The sequence below is a fragment of the Pseudomonas sp. NMI542_15 genome (genome assembly GCF_021283425.1).
Classification (GTDB): domain Bacteria; phylum Pseudomonadota; class Gammaproteobacteria; order Pseudomonadales; family Pseudomonadaceae; genus Aquipseudomonas; species Aquipseudomonas fortuita.
In genome coordinates this window covers 1-16,118 of sequence record NZ_JAJSRO010000039.1, presented here as the reverse complement: position 1 = coordinate 16,118, position 16,118 = coordinate 1, and the positions used below count along the sequence as shown (strand labels likewise).

At 61.8% G+C, this 16,118-nt stretch carries 17 protein-coding genes, 1 tRNA gene and 2 pseudogenes; 9 read left to right on the top strand and 11 right to left on the bottom strand.

The genetic code is table 11. The features are described from left to right. Positions 1–76: 76 nt before the first annotated feature. The 4 genes from LU684_RS29555 to LU684_RS29540 all read right to left on the bottom strand — a co-directional run bounded on the left by LU684_RS29555 (position 77) and on the right by LU684_RS29540 (position 4,450). A complete protein-coding gene (locus LU684_RS29555; RefSeq protein ID WP_003254720.1) occupies positions 77–268 on the bottom strand; it encodes a YhfL family protein in 192 nt (63 codons plus the stop codon). Positions 269–472: 204 nt separating this feature from the next. After that, complete coding sequence (locus LU684_RS29550) at positions 473–1,681, bottom strand: hypothetical protein (RefSeq protein WP_023047029.1); 1,209 nt, start codon at positions 1,679–1,681, stop codon at positions 473–475. A 10-nt stretch (positions 1,682–1,691) separates the two neighbouring features. Then, positions 1,692–3,581 carry a hypothetical protein gene (locus tag LU684_RS29545; RefSeq protein ID WP_102690088.1) on the bottom strand — a complete coding sequence of 630 codons (1,890 nt, stop codon included), beginning with the start codon at positions 3,579–3,581 and terminating at the stop codon, positions 1,692–1,694. 8 nt (positions 3,582–3,589) lie between these two features. After that, complete coding sequence (locus tag LU684_RS29540; RefSeq protein WP_232895322.1) at positions 3,590–4,450, bottom strand: SH3 domain-containing protein; 861 nt, start codon at positions 4,448–4,450, stop codon at positions 3,590–3,592. 501 nt (positions 4,451–4,951) lie between these two features. On the opposite strand from LU684_RS29540, the gene LU684_RS29535 reads away from it, so the two are divergent. The 5 genes and pseudogenes from LU684_RS29535 to LU684_RS29515 all read left to right on the top strand — a co-directional run bounded on the left by LU684_RS29535 (position 4,952) and on the right by LU684_RS29515 (position 7,565). Further along, positions 4,952–5,569, top strand: a complete 618-nt coding sequence (locus LU684_RS29535) for a LysE family transporter (protein ID WP_060519574.1) — start codon at positions 4,952–4,954, stop codon at positions 5,567–5,569. Positions 5,570–5,893: 324 nt separating this feature from the next. Then, entirely contained in the window at positions 5,894–6,157 is a 264-nt protein-coding gene (locus LU684_RS29530) for a hypothetical protein (RefSeq protein ID WP_060519572.1), read from the top strand. Between the two features lie 133 nt (positions 6,158–6,290). Further along, positions 6,291–6,563, top strand: a complete 273-nt coding sequence (locus LU684_RS29525; protein ID WP_060519570.1) for a DUF3077 domain-containing protein — start codon at positions 6,291–6,293, stop codon at positions 6,561–6,563. A 363-nt stretch (positions 6,564–6,926) separates the two neighbouring features. Next, positions 6,927–7,218, top strand: a pseudogene (locus LU684_RS29520) (type II toxin-antitoxin system RelE/ParE family toxin). After that, positions 7,215–7,565 carry an addiction module antidote protein gene (locus tag LU684_RS29515; RefSeq protein ID WP_016488634.1) on the top strand — a complete coding sequence of 117 codons (351 nt, stop codon included), beginning with the start codon at positions 7,215–7,217 and terminating at the stop codon, positions 7,563–7,565. The pseudogene LU684_RS29520 and the gene LU684_RS29515 overlap by 4 nt, the downstream one beginning before the upstream one ends. A 98-nt stretch (positions 7,566–7,663) precedes the next feature. Here LU684_RS29515 and LU684_RS29510 read toward each other — a convergent pair. From LU684_RS29510 to dapA, 5 genes are all read right to left on the bottom strand, one after another. Further along, positions 7,664–7,753 (bottom strand) — tRNA-Ser (locus tag LU684_RS29510). A gap of 91 nt (positions 7,754–7,844) precedes the next feature. After that, the gene (purC, locus tag LU684_RS29505; protein ID WP_011535129.1) at positions 7,845–8,555 is read right to left on the bottom strand and encodes a phosphoribosylaminoimidazolesuccinocarboxamide synthase; all 711 of its coding nucleotides are present in this window, start codon (positions 8,553–8,555) and stop codon (positions 7,845–7,847) included. A 30-nt stretch (positions 8,556–8,585) separates the two neighbouring features. After that, complete coding sequence (locus LU684_RS29500; RefSeq protein ID WP_016488635.1) at positions 8,586–9,344, bottom strand: MBL fold metallo-hydrolase; 759 nt, start codon at positions 9,342–9,344, stop codon at positions 8,586–8,588. Further along, a complete protein-coding gene (gene bamC / locus LU684_RS29495) occupies positions 9,345–10,466 on the bottom strand; it encodes an outer membrane protein assembly factor BamC (protein ID WP_016488636.1) in 1,122 nt (373 codons plus the stop codon). Positions 10,467–10,481: 15 nt separating this feature from the next. Then, positions 10,482–11,369, bottom strand: coding sequence for a 4-hydroxy-tetrahydrodipicolinate synthase (gene dapA, locus LU684_RS29490; protein WP_016488637.1), 888 nt, complete (start codon positions 11,367–11,369; stop codon positions 10,482–10,484). A 259-nt stretch (positions 11,370–11,628) separates the two neighbouring features. Between dapA and LU684_RS29485 the strand changes: the two genes are divergently transcribed. Beyond that, entirely contained in the window at positions 11,629–12,192 is a 564-nt protein-coding gene (locus tag LU684_RS29485; protein WP_016488638.1) for a glycine cleavage system protein R, read from the top strand. An 11-nt stretch (positions 12,193–12,203) separates the two neighbouring features. Then, positions 12,204–12,677, top strand: coding sequence for a peroxiredoxin (locus tag LU684_RS29480; protein ID WP_232895321.1), 474 nt, complete (start codon positions 12,204–12,206; stop codon positions 12,675–12,677). A 34-nt stretch (positions 12,678–12,711) separates the two neighbouring features. Here LU684_RS29480 and LU684_RS29475 read toward each other — a convergent pair whose 3' ends face one another. Continuing rightward, entirely contained in the window at positions 12,712–13,782 is a 1,071-nt protein-coding gene (locus LU684_RS29475; RefSeq protein ID WP_016488640.1) for an AI-2E family transporter, read from the bottom strand. Between the two features lie 20 nt (positions 13,783–13,802). Beyond that, positions 13,803–14,042 (bottom strand): sulfurtransferase TusA family protein, encoded by a 240-nt coding sequence (locus LU684_RS29470; protein ID WP_016488641.1) that lies wholly within the window; start codon positions 14,040–14,042, stop codon positions 13,803–13,805. Positions 14,043–14,164: 122 nt separating this feature from the next. On the opposite strand from LU684_RS29470, the gene LU684_RS29465 reads away from it, so the two are divergent. Continuing rightward, positions 14,165–15,601: a M48 family metalloprotease gene (locus LU684_RS29465; protein WP_232895320.1), complete on the top strand. Its 1,437-nt coding sequence runs from the start codon at positions 14,165–14,167 to the stop codon at positions 15,599–15,601. A 181-nt stretch (positions 15,602–15,782) separates the two neighbouring features. Continuing rightward, positions 15,783–15,938, top strand: a pseudogene (locus LU684_RS29460) (M48 family peptidase); the annotation flags it as partial. Positions 15,939–16,118 lie beyond the last annotated feature (180 nt).

The window sequence follows — 16,118 nt, the reverse complement described above, 5'->3', positions numbered from 1 at the left end:
AAAAGCCCCCGGGACATTTACATGACCGGGGGCTTTGGATCACGCCGCAAGCGTCGCGATCAGGGTACCGCCAAGATTACTGCTGCTGAGGCAGTTTATCGATCGGGCCGCAGCCACCGATGATCTTGGAGATGGAAACCGAAGGGTGGAACAGGTAGTCGTAAGTGCAGTTTTTCGGTTGGTTGTAAACTTGGCCAGTGCAACCCGACAGCAGGGCAACACCCGAAACAACGGCAACGGCTACGGTGGCCTTGAACAGCTTTTTCATACTAAGTCCTTTAAATGAATCATCTTCGACCATCGTCTGATGGCTGCGGGATCATACAGACTCCCAGCTTTGGATCCAAGCTGTGCGTGGCACAACTTCGTTGCAAGCGTGCAACTGACAGGTGGCTGCCCAATAGTTAGTTACAATAAAAAGCCCCCGGCAACTCATGGTTCCCGAGGGCTTCCTCAATCAGCGATCACCCAGTCAATTGGTTTCCAGCTGATACGCCTTGCTTACGAACAACGCTGCAAACAGGCTCTTGCCTTGCTTGAAAGTGTACTGCTCTTCGAACTTGCCTTCCTCGACCAGTTTCTGCCCGATGGCACATTCCGAGTCGCTGTGGTTCTTGCCCTTGGCGCCGAAATCGCTGCTCCACGACGACAGGCCAACCTCTTCACAGAAGGCAGCGAACTTCGCCTTCGGTACATGCTGCTGGAAGGCATTGTAAGCCTCTTTCAGCGGTTTGAAGCCGCTGTAGCTCACCGAGTAGTTCTCAACCTTGGCTTTGCGGGCAAAACCGCTCACCGCTTCGGCCAATACCGCCTGACCGGTGTACGGGCTGTATGCACCAATCAGCATGGCGCTAAGCGCGCTCTTGAGCTGGGTTTCGACATCGTCCAGCTCCGGCAGCGACTCGAAGTCGGCCTTGCGCACGATCTCACCCACCTTGGAGCCGTCGTTACGGTGGGTCACGACAAACTCCATCGAGCCTTCACCGTCACTGGAACGCTTGATGGTGAAGTCCAGGTCAACCGTGGTGCCAAAATCGCCCGTGCTGCTGACCAGGAACGCGCCAGTCAAGGGCTGGCGCACCGCCATGTTGGCACCCCAGTCGAAATTCGACTCAGTGGCGCGGCCATTGGCGGCCAGCTCTGCGCGGGGCTGGATCTCGTCGCTGACATCAGCCACCAGCACCACCTCAGCGCCCTTGCTGGCAACGAAGGGGTTGCCCATCTGCATGCCCACCAGCTGGATGTGAATGCTACCGTCTTTGCTATCACCGTCGTGGGACAGCTTCAGCGCGTCAGCCTTCAGGTAAATGCCGGCAACATTACGGCTGACGTTGAGCTGGTACTTGGCCCAACCCGCCAGGCCTTCTTCCGGCGAACCACCGCGAGCGGACTCCACCAGGCTGGTCAGCCCGCGCATGAACTGCTGCGCGCCATTGGTCTGCGCGGCTGCCTTGCGGATCTCGGGGTCGGCAACAGTCAGGTTGCCAGAGAACGCCGAGTAGGAAATATCGCCTTCGGACAGCACATCCTCAAGGAAGTAGCGCTCCTTGAAGTCCTCGTAATAGGCCAGCGCAGCCTTCTTGCCCGAGCTGGCAACCATTGCATAGCCACCGCCGAGCACCAGCACCGCCGCGGCAACACCGCCAATCAGCAGCTGCTTCTTGTTCATCTGTTTGATCATGGTGTTTGCCTCACTGGACCATCGCGGAAGCGTTGTTCCAGTCGTTCACGTACTTTTGGGAGACCTCGGGGGTCCAGCTGAAATCGATACCGGCGTTGGGGAATTCCTTGGCCAGCACGGCGCCGAACGACACACGGTCGGCACAGTGGTCCTGCTTGCAGGCCTCAGGCTCACCCACGCTGTAGGCGCGGTAGGTTGGCACGGCGCGGCCATCGTCCAGCGGGTAGTACGGCGTGGCGTTCGCCACCTGGGTCACGTACCAGCCTTCGCTGTATTCCTCGTCGGCGACCAGACGGCCGGTGCTCGGGAAGTCGATGGTGTAGAAGTCGCCCTTCTTGCCGGTCACGTGCACCATCATCGGCGCCACCCGGGCCGACGTCGCAGGGTCTTGCTGCGCCAGCGGCGAAGCGAAGCGCACCTTGATGCCGGCCATCTGCGCGAGGGCCTCGGTTTCGCGCCCCTTGAAGTCGCTCATGCCGTCTTGCAACTGCTGGTAACGCTCCAGCACCCGGGTGTGCACGCGGGCCAGTTCCTGCTGGCGCTGACGCTCTTCACGCACACGCTGCTGCTCTCGCTGAACCGCCCAGTTCGCACCATCGCGCACATCGAAGAACAGGCCTTGGCGGTTGATGCCGATGCGGTTGCGGGTGATCTTCTGGGCATCGTTACCCCAGATGTTGTTCGAAATCGCCGACAGGTCCTTGACGATGAACAGGTTGGCCACATCGGTGGTGGTCGGCGAGGTGGCCTTGATCAGGTCGAAGATTTCCAGCGCGGCTTCCTTGTACTTGGCCGCGTCCAGGGCGAACGACTCGTCAGGGGTGACCGCCACGTAGTAAGGGTCGCTGCTAAACGGGCGCAGCACGCCGTAGCTGGAACGGGTGAACGTCAGGTACACCTTCATCTGCCGGCTGGGGATTTCGCCAACCAGGAATGCGGCCTGGTCGGCTTGCGCCGTGAGGTAGGAAACGGCTTTGTCCTTTACCGCAGGCTCGAGGTTCTTGTTGAAGATCAAGCCGCTCGGGTGGGCGTAAACGCGGTTCCAGTTATCGCCACGGTAGGTACCCACGGCCTTCCAGGTGATTTTTTCGAAGCTGCCTTCACCAAAGCCGGACGCCGGGCAGGGCATGGCCGGGGTGGTGCCGAACGACAGGGTGTCACCATTGCCGATGATCTCGCGGCTGAGCACCCATTTGCAGCCCGCGCCGTCCGTTACCTGCATCAGGTTGCGGTTCTCCAGCACCACGGCGCGACCGAAGTCCGACGTGGGGGCAGCGGCTACTGCAGCGGCAGGTGCAGGCACGGGCGGAACGACGGGGGCTGCTGCCGGGGCTTCGGCAGCCGGTGCTGGCGCAGGTGCTGCGGCAACTTCAGGGGCTGGGGCAACTTCTGCTTTCGCCGGCGCTGCTTCAACGACCGCGGGGGCCGGCTCAGCGGTTGGGGCTGGCGCAGCGGCCGCGGCGGCCGGGGCTTGTGCCGAAGCAGCAGGTGCCGGGGCAGTTGCAACAGGTGCTGCCTGGGCGGGCGCCGGGGCGGCGGCGGCGGCAGGTGCAGCAGGCGCAGCAGCCAAGGTCACCAGGCCCAGGTTGCCGGCATTGCCCGAGCCGCTGGCGTAGAGGTTACCCTTGGCATCAACCGCCTTCCAGCTTACCTTGGCAGTCGAGCAGTCCTTGGCAAACACGAACGGCAGCTTGGTCAGCAACCCCGATAGCAGTTCCTGGTTGTCCCACGCCGGGCGGGTGATGGTCAGTTCAACCTCGGGTTTGCACCACGTGGTGGCATCCCCTGGCACTTCGACCTTGATGTTTTCTTTCTTCGAGAAGGCCAGCTCGTGGGCGAACGCCTGCGGTACCAGACCACAAGCGCCGACCACTGCCAGCGCGAGCGCGTGCTTTTTCATGGAGTTCCTCAGATCAGTTCCCAGGTGCCGTTGGCTTGTTTGCAGAAGGTGTTCTGCTCTTGCTCGGTCTTGCCGCTTTGCGACTTCAGGCTGACAGTGACCGGGCGGCAGGCAGCTTCGGCGGCGACCGTTTCGGTCGGCAGCGACTGCACCGAATCCAGGTCGAAGCCTTGGGTTTCCTTGTTGGCGGCAACGTCCAGCTCGTCCAGGTTCACCGCTGGCGTCACGCGCTTGGCCAAGGCCTGCGCCTTGGGCTCGACGTAGTTCTTGTGCACGTAACCCACGGTCACGCCCTTGCGCCCGACCAGGATCCAGTCGCCAGTGGCGCCGACGGCGGTGAACTCGGTATGGTTCTTCAGGCTGCCGACTTTTTCACCCGCCTGGTTCGGAGCGGCGCGCACGTTAAGGTTGTCGCTGATGGTCACGTATGGCTCATTGATCAGCTTCATCGACGGCACCGCCTGAATCTTCGGCGCACGCTTGACCTCAACCTTTTTGGTCTGGGTGTATTCCTTGCCCGGCACGATCTGGGCGGTGGCGCCCGAGTGGTCAGACTTCCAGGTCACTGGCTGGGTACTGGCAGTGGTCTGCTGCTGGCTCAGTACTTCCTGGGTGCGCAGCGCCAGGGCCTGCTGGTCCTTCTCGTCCAGCATGTGGCCGATGCGGTTACCCACGTAGGCACCGATGCCGCCGGCAATCAGGGCTGCGGCGATCTTGCCGTTGCCGCTGCCCATGGTCGAGCCGATGGCCACACCGGCCAGGCCGCCGATCACGGTGCCCGCTTGCTCTTTGCTGATCCCGAGCTGTGCACAGGCCGTGGTAGAGGCGATGGCGACCGCCAGAAGGGACGCGACGAATTTCTTACGCAAGTGGAGCACTCCATTTTCGGTGGGGCGCACAGCCGCGTACCGCAGCCAACAGTTGGCGGCAGCATTCAGAGTTGTGCAGTTTTTGGGGTGAGAGAGCAGCACTGGCCACGAACGGCAATTCAACCGTCGAGCGAAGGGCGCAGAGGCATACCAGTACGGCGCGAAGCATCCAACGAATCCATGTCAGGAAGAGGTCACCGCCCAGCGCACGTAATCATTACGGCGTTTGGCCTGGGCGTGAGGGGCTTGTAGGGGGCGCATTGTAGCGCAAGGTGCCATTGACAGTTCAAGACAAAATGTTGCGAGAAGCCGGTGTGATCTACGAGCACAAGCCGGCAGCTTTTGCACTCCGGCCTCGCCGCCCTCAGGCACTGCACAGTCCCTGTGGGAGCGGGTTCACCCGCGAAGAGGCCAGCAAAGCTGCTCGACTGGGTTGTAAAGCGAGCCTTTGCCGACGATAGTTCAGGGCACTGCCTTCGTATTGCCCAACAGGAACTCACCATGCTCGGCGTCACCGACTACGGCGCATTCGTCATCGCCTTCATTATTCTTCTGGCCATCCCCGGCCCGGGCAATTTCGCCCTGATCACCGCCACCGGCAAGGGCGGTATCAAGGCTGGCCTGGCCGCGACACTTGGGGTGATCGTGGGTGACCAGGTGCTGCTGTGGCTGGCGGTAGCCGGCGTCGCCACCTTGCTGGCCACCTACCCCACGGCCTTCCATATGGTGCAATGGGCCGGTGCTGCGTACCTGGCGTACCTGGGCCTGCGCATGCTACTGAGCAAACCCGGTGGCTCCGCACACAGCTGCCGCATGGACAACGGCCAGTACTTGCGCCAGACCATGATGATCACCCTGCTCAACCCCAAGGCGATCATGTTCTACATGGCGTTTTTCCCGCTGTTCGTCGACCCGGTGAAGCACCAAGGGCTGGTGACGTTCGGTTTCATGGCTGCGACGGTGGCGGTGGTGACCTTCGCGTATGGGCTGATTGCCGTGGTGCTGACGCACCAGTTGGCTGAACGCATGCGTGCAAACCCGCGCATCAGCAACCTGTTCGAGCGGCTGGCGGGGGCTTGTCTGATAGGGTTTGGTATCAAGTTGGCGGCGATGCGCTGAGCGTGGCCAGACCATGTTCTACAACTTGAACTCAGAATTATTCCCTTCCTTGTAGGGCGTTTCCCAAACATACTGGCAACCCGCTCTAACTGTTGCGACGGACTCGGTCACGCTCTAGTCTCGGCTTGTCGTTGCAAAATCAACGGCCGGCTTTGACAGGCCGACGATTTCCCGCACACGTGCACTGTTTATGGCGGCTGTACGTGGGGCACCGTCGTGTGCGCCGAGTTACTCCGGGATCCTCGGTCTGTCAACCCATGTACAGCTGCCACCCTCTTATTTGACAGCAAGCTTGCGGCAGCTCCAATGATCCTGGAGATGTGTATGCGCAAGATGGTCCCTGATCCACCCTACTCCCTCGATTCCACCCAAGCCCTGCAAGACACCCTGGTCCAGTCCTCAGAGTACGTACTCTGCGCCCTGTCCGTCGCCCGCCAGTCCGTGCAACTCAAGCCTACCGCCCACAGCTCGATTGTGATGCAGGCCGTGATCCATGAAATGGAGGCAGTCCAGAGCCTGGTCGAGTCGGCATTGATGCAATTGCAGATGCGGCCGCACTTACCCACTGAGCCGTACACCTTGCACTAGCAGGCCGGGCCTCTTCGCGGCTAAAGCCGCTCCCACAGGGTTATCTCCGCCCTCAGGCACTGCACACCACCTGTGGGAGCGGGTTCACCCGCGAAGAGGCCAGCCCAGGCAACCAGAACCGGGAAACAAATCAATGCCCACCGACAACACACAAGAACCCACCACAGTCGGCAAGACCTGCTTCTACCAAGGCGAAAACAACACCCACCCGCTGTTCCGCATCGAACCCGGCATCCCCTGCCAGGACGCCCGCGAACAAGCATCCGAACTGATGGGTTACGTGCGCGACCTGATCATCACCGGCCTGATGGACGGCGACCAGAAACTGATCTGGGCCTCGCACTACCTGAGTGCCATGGCCAAGGCGCTGCTGGATGATGCTGAATTGGGGATGATGAAAAAGTAAGGCCGGAACGGAAAAGCCCCTGGAGACGCGATGCACCCAGGGGTTTCATTTATCGCGTCTCAGCGCAAACGGACCCCAAAAGCGCCATCGGCCGACGACAGGGCTGCGACATCTTCCACGGCGATGTAGTCCATTTCCCAAACCCAGACCAATCCCGCTCCAACCGTTGCCAGTGCTCAACTTGCGCCTTAGCCTCATCACGTCAGCCTCATCACGTCATGGCCATTCAACGACTGACGATGACAGGCGGCCATCACTTCTATGCGCCCCTTTTCGTGGCGGTTACCACGTCCACACAGGACTGCAACGCCACTCCGTCGATCTCTCATATACAAGGAGTAGCCACTAGGCTACATTTAATGCATGCCGAATCAGATCGACACTACGTCGGAATTTGACGATTGGCTGGATGGCGTGAAAGATCCGATCGGCAAAGGTGCAGTCACCGCAAGACTCGCACGAGCGGAAAATGGCAGCTTTGGCGATATCGAGTCTGTTGGCGATGGCGTCAGTGAGATGCGAGTGTTTGTCGGCCCCGGTTATAACGGGCTCGACCCGCTACCTGATGCTCTACGGTAGCGATAAAGCGGACCAGCTCAGAGCCATTAAGCGCGCCAAGCAAATCCTTGATGTTATACGAGGTAAACAACGATGAGCGACACATTCACCGCCGAAGACATGCCCATCCTTGAACTCGATTTGAGCAGTACCAAACGCTTCGAGGCCTCCCGGTTTCTGAACAGTCCCGAAACCATCGCGGCTTTCCTGGCAGAGGCAATGAAGGCTAACGATGCGCAAACCCTGATGCATGCCTTGGGGGAAGTGGCAAAAGCCAAGGGCGTGAATCAGTTTGCGCAAGACGCAGGCGTGAATCGTGAGTCGCTTTACAAAACGTTGAAGGGCGGCGATAAAACCCGTTTCACTACTATTCAGAAGCTCATGCTTGCCTTGGGTGTAGAGCTCACGGTCAGACCGCTCAAGAAACTCCCCGCTTCCTCATAGGCTCGCCCCGCGCAATTGGGGCTGCTGACTTCAACCACTTTAGCGACGCACAACGAAAAAGCCCCTGAAGCTTTCGCCTTCAGGGGCTTGATCTTGTATGGCGGAGAGATAGGGATTTGAACCCTAGGTACTGTTGCCAGTACAACGGATTTCGAATCCGTCCCGTTCGACCACTCCGGCATCTCTCCAATGCCGCGCATCATACCAGCGTTCTTTTAAAACGCAAACCTTTTTTTAAAAAAAATCGCGTGGTATCAGGCGCTTGCGTGAACGGGCCGCTTACAGCGGCACGCCCAGGCGCTTGGCAACTTCTTCATAGGCTTCGATTACGTCGCCCAGGCCCTGACGGAAGCGGTCCTTGTCCATCTTCTTGCGGGTTTCTTTGTCCCACAGGCGGCAGCCGTCCGGGCTGAACTCGTCGCCCAGCACGATCTGGCCGTGGAATACGCCGAACTCCAGCTTGAAGTCGACCAGCAGCAGGCCGGCGTCATCGAACAGCTTGCTCAGCACTTCGTTAACCTTCAGCGACAGCTTTTTCATTTCGACCAGCTGCTCGGCGGTGCCCCAGCCGAACGCGACAACGTGGGATTCGTTGATGAAGGGGTCGCCCTTCTCGTCGTTTTTCAGGAACAGTTCGAAGGTGGACGGCTCCAGCTTGATGCCCTCCTCCACGCCCAGGCGCTTGACCAGGCTACCGGCGGCGTAGTTGCGCACTACGCATTCGACCGGGATCATGTCCAGCTTCTTCACCAGGCACTCGTTGTCACCCAGCAGCTTGTCAAACTGGGTTGGCACGCCGGCTTCTTCCAGTTTCTGCATGATGAAGGCGTTGAACTTGTTGTTCACCATGCCTTTGCGGTCGAGTTGTTCGATGCGCTTGCCGTCGAACGCCGAAGTGTCGTTACGGAACAGCAGGATCAAGCGGTCGGCGTCGTCGGTCTTGTAAACCGATTTGGCCTTGCCGCGGTAGAGTTCGTCGCGTTTTTCCATGATTGGGCTCCGCTTGCTTGAGGTGTTGGGCTAGGCGATTTCGCGCCAGTCGAGCCCGTGTTCCTGATTCGCCACCTGGAGCCAGTCCGGGTCGCACCCTAAGGTGTCGACAAAGCACTGGCGGGCCAAGTGTGGCAGGTTGTTCTTGCTGCTGAGGTGGGCCAGCACCAGGTGTTGCAGGTTGCTCCAGCCCAACTCGTGCACCAGGCGCGCGGCCTGGTGATTGTTCAAATGCCCTTGCATGCCACCTACCCGCTGCTTCAGGAAGACCGGGTAGTGACCGCGTGCCAGCAGGTCGCGGCAGTGGTTGGCCTCGATCAGCAGTGCATCCAGGCCTTGGTAACGTTCCAGCAACAGCGCGTCGTACGAGCCCAGGTCGGTCAGCATGCCGAAGCGCCGCTGGCCGTCGCTGATCACGTACTGCAACGGCTCGTAGGCGTCGTGCTCTACCCGCGCCGCGGTCACTTCAAGGCTGCCGATACGCAGGCTTTGGCCACAAGCGAGAAAACCGGCCACCTCCACCGGCTTGCGCATGCCGCGCAAGGTCCCTTGGCTGAGGTAGACCGGTACATTGTAGCGCCGTGACAGCAAGCCGACCCCATGCACGTGGTCGGCATGTTCATGGGTGACCAATACTGCGCTGAGCTGGGCCGCCGAGACGCCGAGCAGCGCCAGGCGCCGCTCGGTTTCACGCAGGGAAAAGCCGCAATCGACCAGGATGAACGTGTCACCACTGGCGATCAGCGTGCCGTTCCCTTGGCTACCGCTTCCGAGTACCGCGAAGCGCACTTAACCCAGGTGGTCCTGAATGGCGCTCAGCACGCGGCGGGCGACATCGGCCGGAGCCACGGTGTTGATGTTTTTCTCGACCGTGACCTGCACGCTCTCACCCACCTTGCTCAGGCGAACCTGGTAGCGCTCGGCGCGGGCTTCACGCTCTTCCTTGGTCGGCTCGCTGCCGAACATGCGGCTGAAGAAGCCAGGCTGGTTCTGCTTGTCGTCAGGCTTTTCCGACAGGTTGATGTAGTACAGGCCCAGGCTGCGGTTGATGTCTTCGACACGCCACTCGCCACCCTGCTCCAGGGCACGGCCCACGCCAGACCAGGCGCGGTCCAGGTCGGAGCCCAGGTACAGCACCGGGTTGCCGCTGCCGTCTTCGCTGAGGCTGACGCGGCTTGGCGCGTCGAAATCGCGCGCGGCCAGCAGCGACACCGAACCGCCCTTCTCGGCGCTGCGGTTCATGCTGGCAAGCATTTCGTCGACCAGCAGGGCATCGGCGCCGGTGTTGGCAGACGTGGACGGGAATGCAGGCTCGGCAGTGCTGCCGGCCGGGCGCTCGACGCTCACCACGTACACCTCGGAGGTGTTGCGCTGCACGCCGGGCTCCATGCGCACACGTACACGCACTTCGCTGTCACCGCTGCTGGCAGTGCTGGCCAGGCGCTGGCCAAGCGATGCCGACAGCTCGTCGAAACGCTGCCAGGTGGTGTTGAATTCACCGGTCTGCGGGCGCTCTTCGGCAATACGGAAGCCGTTGTCCTCGAAGAACTGGCGGGCCACTGGCCACACCTCGGCAGGCGAATGCTGGGCCAGCACCCAACGGCTGCTGCCGCTGCGTTGCAGGCTGTAATCGGTAACCTGGGCGGCGCCACCGGTCAGCGGTTGCGGGCGCGGCACCTCGAACTCGCCAGCGACGTTGTCATCGGCGACGTTACGTGGAATGGGCAGCAACGGGTCAAGGCGCTTGACGTTGCTGACGTCCTGCGGCAGCTGCATCGGCGCTGTCGGGTGCGCCTGCAGGTAATCGCTGCCGCGGTCGCGGAAATAGCCATCCTCGCCCCACAGCCAGCCACACCCACTGGTGCTGGAGATAATCAGGGCAAGGGCGGAAAGACCAGCCAGTCGCTTCATGCGGTGCACTTCCTCTTAAACCAGTACGCCGGACTGGCGCAAGGCAGTACGGACTTTTTCGTGGCAGCCTTCGCTCAGCCAGGTCAGTGGCAGGCGAATGCCTTTTTGCATCAGGCCCATTTCGACGAGCGCCCACTTCACCGGGATCGGGTTGGCTTCGCAGAACAGGTCTTTGTGCAGCGGCATGAGTTTTTCGTTGATTGCGCGGGCCTTCTCGGCATTGCCCTCAAGGGCGGCCTCGCACAGGTCGGCCATTTCGCGCGGGGCGACGTTGGCCGTAACAGAGATGTTGCCCTTGCCACCCATCAGGATCAGCTCGACGGCAGTTGGGTCGTCGCCGGACAGGACGATGAAGTCCTTGCTGACGCCATCGAGGATGGCCTTGGCGCGCACCAGGTCGCCGGTGGCTTCCTTGATGCCGATGATGTTCGGCACGGTCGACAGGCGGATCACGGTCTCGGCCTGCATGTCGCAGGAGGTGCGGCCGGGTACGTTGTAGAGGATTTGCGGGATGTCGACGGCTTCGGCGATGTGCTTGAAGTGCTGGTACAGGCCTTCCTGGGTCGGCTTGTTGTAGTACGGCACAACCAGCAGGCAGGCATCGGCGCCGGCGTTCTTGGCGTTTTGCGTCAGGTGCACCGCTTCGGTGGTGGAGTTGGCACCGGTGCCGGCGATGACCGGAATCGGCTTGGCGCTGCGCTTGACGCGCTCGACCACGTGCTTGATGACCAGAATGTGTTCTTCGACATCCAGCGTGGCCGACTCACCGGTGGTGCCGACAGCGACGATCGCATGGGTGCCGTTTTCCAGGTGGAAGTCTACAAGTTTGTCGAGGCTGCCCCAGTCAACACGCCCTTGTGCATCCATGGGTGTGACCAATGCCACCATACTGCCCGCAATCATGTAACTGCTCCTGCCGGAAAAAGAGAGCGGTAATGGTACTGGGGGCATCGACCTTGCACAAGCGAAGCAGGCGGGCGGAGCATTCCCCTCGGCGCCTTATTTCGCTACCCTTGACCCTTTGATCGGTGCAGCGCGGCCCGCCGGGCCGTCGACCTTGCTCCCCGCCAGCGTCCAAGACCTCGCATGCGAGCCCCGGGCCCTGCCGACAGGAGGCTTCAGACCGTCCTGCACCGACCGCTCATCGCTTTAGGAATGCTGCATGTCCACCCCCACCACTGTTCGCGAACAATTCCTTGTCATCAGTGCCTTGGGCCCGAATCCCATGGAACTGGCCAACGTCCTCAGCCGCGCTGCCTTCGAAAACCGCTGCGCGGTGGTCACCTCGCGCCTGAGCCGCCACGGTGAGACCAGCGCCCTGGTGCTGCAGGTGGGCGGCAGCTGGGACGCCCTGGCGCGCCTCGAATCCACCCTGCCGGGCCTGGGCAAGAAGCACGGCCTGACCCTGGACGTGGTGCGCAGCGCCGACCAGGAGGTGCGCCCGCAGGCCCTGCCCTACGTGGCTTATGTGAGCGCCGCTTACCGCCCGGACATCATCAACGAGCTGTGCCAGTTCTTCCTCGATCACCGTGTCGAGCTGGAAGCCATGACCTGCGACACCTACCTGGCACCGCAGACCGGCAGCAGCATGCTCAACGCCCAGTTCACCGTGATCCTGCCGGCCGGCACCCAGATCAGCTGGCTGCGTGACCAGTTCCTGGACTTTGCCGACGCCCTGAACCTCGATGCGCTGATCGAGCCATGGCGCCCACAGAACCCAATGTAAGGAAACCGACCATGGCCGTAGCACTCGACCAACCCGTTGCCGACTTCCAGGCCCAGGCCACCAGCGGGCAAACCGTCAGCCTGGCCGAGCTCAAGGGCCGGCAAGTGGTGCTGTACTTCTACCCGAAGGACAGCACGCCGGGCTGCACCACCCAAGGCCAGGGGTTCCGCGACCAGCGTGATGCCTTTGCCGCAGCCAACACCGTGGTGTTCGGGGTATCGCGCGATGGCCTCAAGTCGCACGAGAACTTCAAGGCCAAGCAAGGCTTCCCGTTCGAGCTGATCAGCGACAAAGACGAGGCCCTGTGCCAGCTGTTCGACGTGATCAAGCTGAAAAAGCTGTATGGCAAGGAATACATGGGCGTTGATCGCAGCACCTTCCTGATCGACAAGGACGGTGTGCTGCGCCAGGAATGGCGTGGGGTGAAGGTGCCCGGGCATGTGGATGCCGTGCTGGCGGCTGCCCAGGCCTTGAACAAGGCTTGAAATTGATGGGGGCTGCTTTGCAGCCCCAGTTGCATCAAAGCATCGGTGACACGCTAGGCTCCTGCCGCGGCCAGGCATCCAGCACGGCCTTGATCAGCGTCGCCAGCGGGATGGCGAAGAAGATCCCCCAGAACCCCCACAGCCCGCCAAACAGCAACACCGCGCAAATGATCGCCACCGGGTGCAGGCTAACGGCCTCCGAGAACAGCAGCGGCACCAGCACGTTGCCGTCCAGCGCCTGGATGATCGCATACACCGTCATCAGGTATATGAACTGGTCGCCCCAGCCCCACTGGAACAGCGCAATCAGCGTCACCGGTACCGTCACCACCACTGCCCCCACATAGGGCACCACCACCGACAGGCCCACCAGTAGCGCCAACAGCGCGGCGTAGTTGAGCCCCAGGCTGATAAACGCGATGTAGGTGGCAATGCCGCAGATCAGGATTTCGATGCCCTTGCCGCGAATGTAGTTGGCAATCTGCCGGTTCATCTCACTGCCTACCCGGTTCAGCAAGGCGCGCTGCCTGGGCAGGTAGCCACTGACCCAACGGCCGATCAGTTCGCGGTCCTTGAGGAAGAAGAACACCAGGATCGGCACCAGCACCAGGTAAATCATGGCGTTGACCAGCAACGGCAGGCTGGACAGCGAGAAGGTCAGCGCCCACTGGCCAAACTTGCCGATTTCCCCGCGCACCGATTCGATCGCGTGCAATACCTGCTCGTCCGACACCAGGTGCGGGTAACGCTCGGGCAGCAGCAACAGCAACGACTGCCACTTGCCGAGCATGCCCGGCAGCTCGTTGAACAGGGTAATCAGCTGGTGCCACAACAGCGGCACCAACACCAGCATGAACACCGCCAGCGCGCCCATGAACAAGGCGAAGACCAGCATCACCGCCAGCCGGGTCGGTACCCGCAGCCGCTCCAGGGCGTTGACCAGCCCCTGCATCAGGAACGCCAGCACCATGCCCGCCAGCACCGGCGCGAGCATGCCGCCCAGGGTGAGCACGGCGGTAAAAGCCAGGAACAGCAGGACCGCCAGCACCACCGCTTCTTCATCGGAGAAGTAGCGCTGCATCCAGTCGCGAAGCACTTTGAACATTGACGATCCTTGGAAAAGACTCAGGCCTTGCGCAGCCAGTAGGTATAGGTGCCGGCGTCAGCCGTTTCCTGCAGCAGGGTATGACCGGCCAGCTTGGCGAAAGTGCGGAAGTCGCGCTGGGAACCGGCGTCAGTGGCGATCACTTTGAGCACCGCGCCGCTGGCCAGGCGATTGAGTTCCATCTTGGCCTTGAGCAGCGGCAAAGGGCAATTCAGCCCGCTGGCGTCCAGTTCGGCGTCGCAGGTCAGGGTGTCACTCATCGCGGGGCTCTCCAAAGGCATTGCCAGGTTGCTGCTTGACAGGGTCAGCTAGGATAGCGCCACTGGTCGCCAACGTGTGAGCCCGCTACAGTAGGTATCTTTGATCGACGCGAGCTTCGTGCATGAATCTACTGCGCCCTACCCTGCTGACGCTGGCCTGCCTGATGGCCCTTCCCGGCCATGCTGACGACCTGCCATCACTGGGTGACGCCAGTTCCGCGATCGTCTCGCCGCAACAGGAGCACCAGCTGGGCCGTGCCTGGCTGAGCCTGCTGCGCGGCCAGGTCAACCAGTTGAACGACCCGCAGCTCAAGGACTATGTCGAAACTACCGTGTACCGCCTGGCCGAAACCAGCCAGTTGCAGGACCGGCGCCTGGAATTCATCCTGATCGACAGCCGTGAGCTCAACGCCTTCGCTGCCCCCGGCGGCATCGTCGGGGTCAACGGCGGCCTGTTTCTCAACGCCCGCACCGAAGGCGAGTACGCCTCGGTGCTGGCGCACGAACTGGCGCACTTGTCGCAACGCCACTTCGCCCGCGGCGTCGAAGCCCAGCAACGCATGCAACTGCCGATGATGGCGGCTTTGCTCGCGGGTATCGTGTTGGCTGCCGGTGGCGCCGGCGATGCGGGTATCGGCATGATTGCCGGCACCCAGGCCGCGGCGATCCAGGAACAACGGCGCTTCTCGCGGCAGAACGAACAGGAAGCCGACCGCATCGGCATCCAGAACCTGGAAAAGGCCGGTTACGACCCTCGCAACATGCCCACCATGTTCGAACGCCTGGCGCAGCAATACCGCTACGGCGCCAAGCCACCGGAATTTCTGCTGACTCACCCGGTGACCGAATCACGTATCGCCGATACCCGCAACCGCGCCGAACAGGCGCCCAAAGGTGGCGTGGAAGACAGCATGCGCTACCAGCTGATCCGCGCACGGGTGGCACTGACCTATGAAGGCACCCCGGGGCTTGCCGCCAAGCGCTTCCGCGCCCAGCTGGACGAAGACCCCAAGATGGACGCCGCGCGTTACGGCCTGGCCCTGGCGCAAATCAAGGGTGGCCAGCTGAACGAAGCACGTGAACTGCTCAAGCCGCTACTGGCCAAGGCGCCCAACGACATCACCTACAACCTGGCGCAGATCGACCTGGACATCACCAACAACCGCCTGGCCGACGCGCAGCAGCGGGCCGAACGGATGCAGGGGCTGTATCCGGGCAACTACCCGCTCAAACAAGTGCGTGCCGACCTGCTGGTGAAGCAGAACAAGCCTGCCGAAGCGGAGAAGGTGTTGAACGAGTTGATCAAGAGCCGTCCGGATGACCCGGACGTGTGGTGCGACATGGCCGAAGTGCGGGGTTTGTCGGGCAATACCATCGGCTTGCACCGGGCGCGTGCCGAATACTTCACCCTGGTGGGGGACTTTGACCAGGCGATCCAGCAGCTGGACTACGCCAAGCGCCGGGCGGGCGGCAACTTCCCGCTGGCGTCGCAAATTGACCAGCGCCAGCGCGAGATCCTGGAACAACAGCGTATGGTTCGGGAGATGATGGGGCGCTGAGGGGGGTTGAATATTGTGGGAGCGGGCTTGCCCCGCGAAGGGGGGCACGCGGTGCCTGGCACCGGCTTCGCCGGTGTTCGCGGGGCAAGCCCGCTCCCACAAACACCCAGCGATCTCAGGCGTTACCGGACAGCTTCAGGCGCGCCGCCTGGGTGAAGTCCAGCATGCGATTCAGCGGCTTTTCACCCTGGTGGGGGACTTTGACCAGGCGATCCAGCAGCTGGACTACGCCAAGCGCCGGGCGGGCGGCAACTTCCCGCTGGCCTCGCAAATTGACCAGCGCCAGCGCGAGATCCTGGAACAACAGCGTATGGTTCGGGAGATGATGGGGCGCTGATGGGTTTGAATATTGTGGGAGCGGGCTTGCCCCGCGAAGGGGGGCACGCGGTGCCTGGCACCGGCTTCGCCGGTGTTCGCGGGGCAAGCCCGCTCCCACAAACACCCAGCGATCTCAGGCGTTACCGGACAGCTTCAGGCGCGCCGCCTGGGTGAAGTCCAGCATGCGATTCAGCGGCTT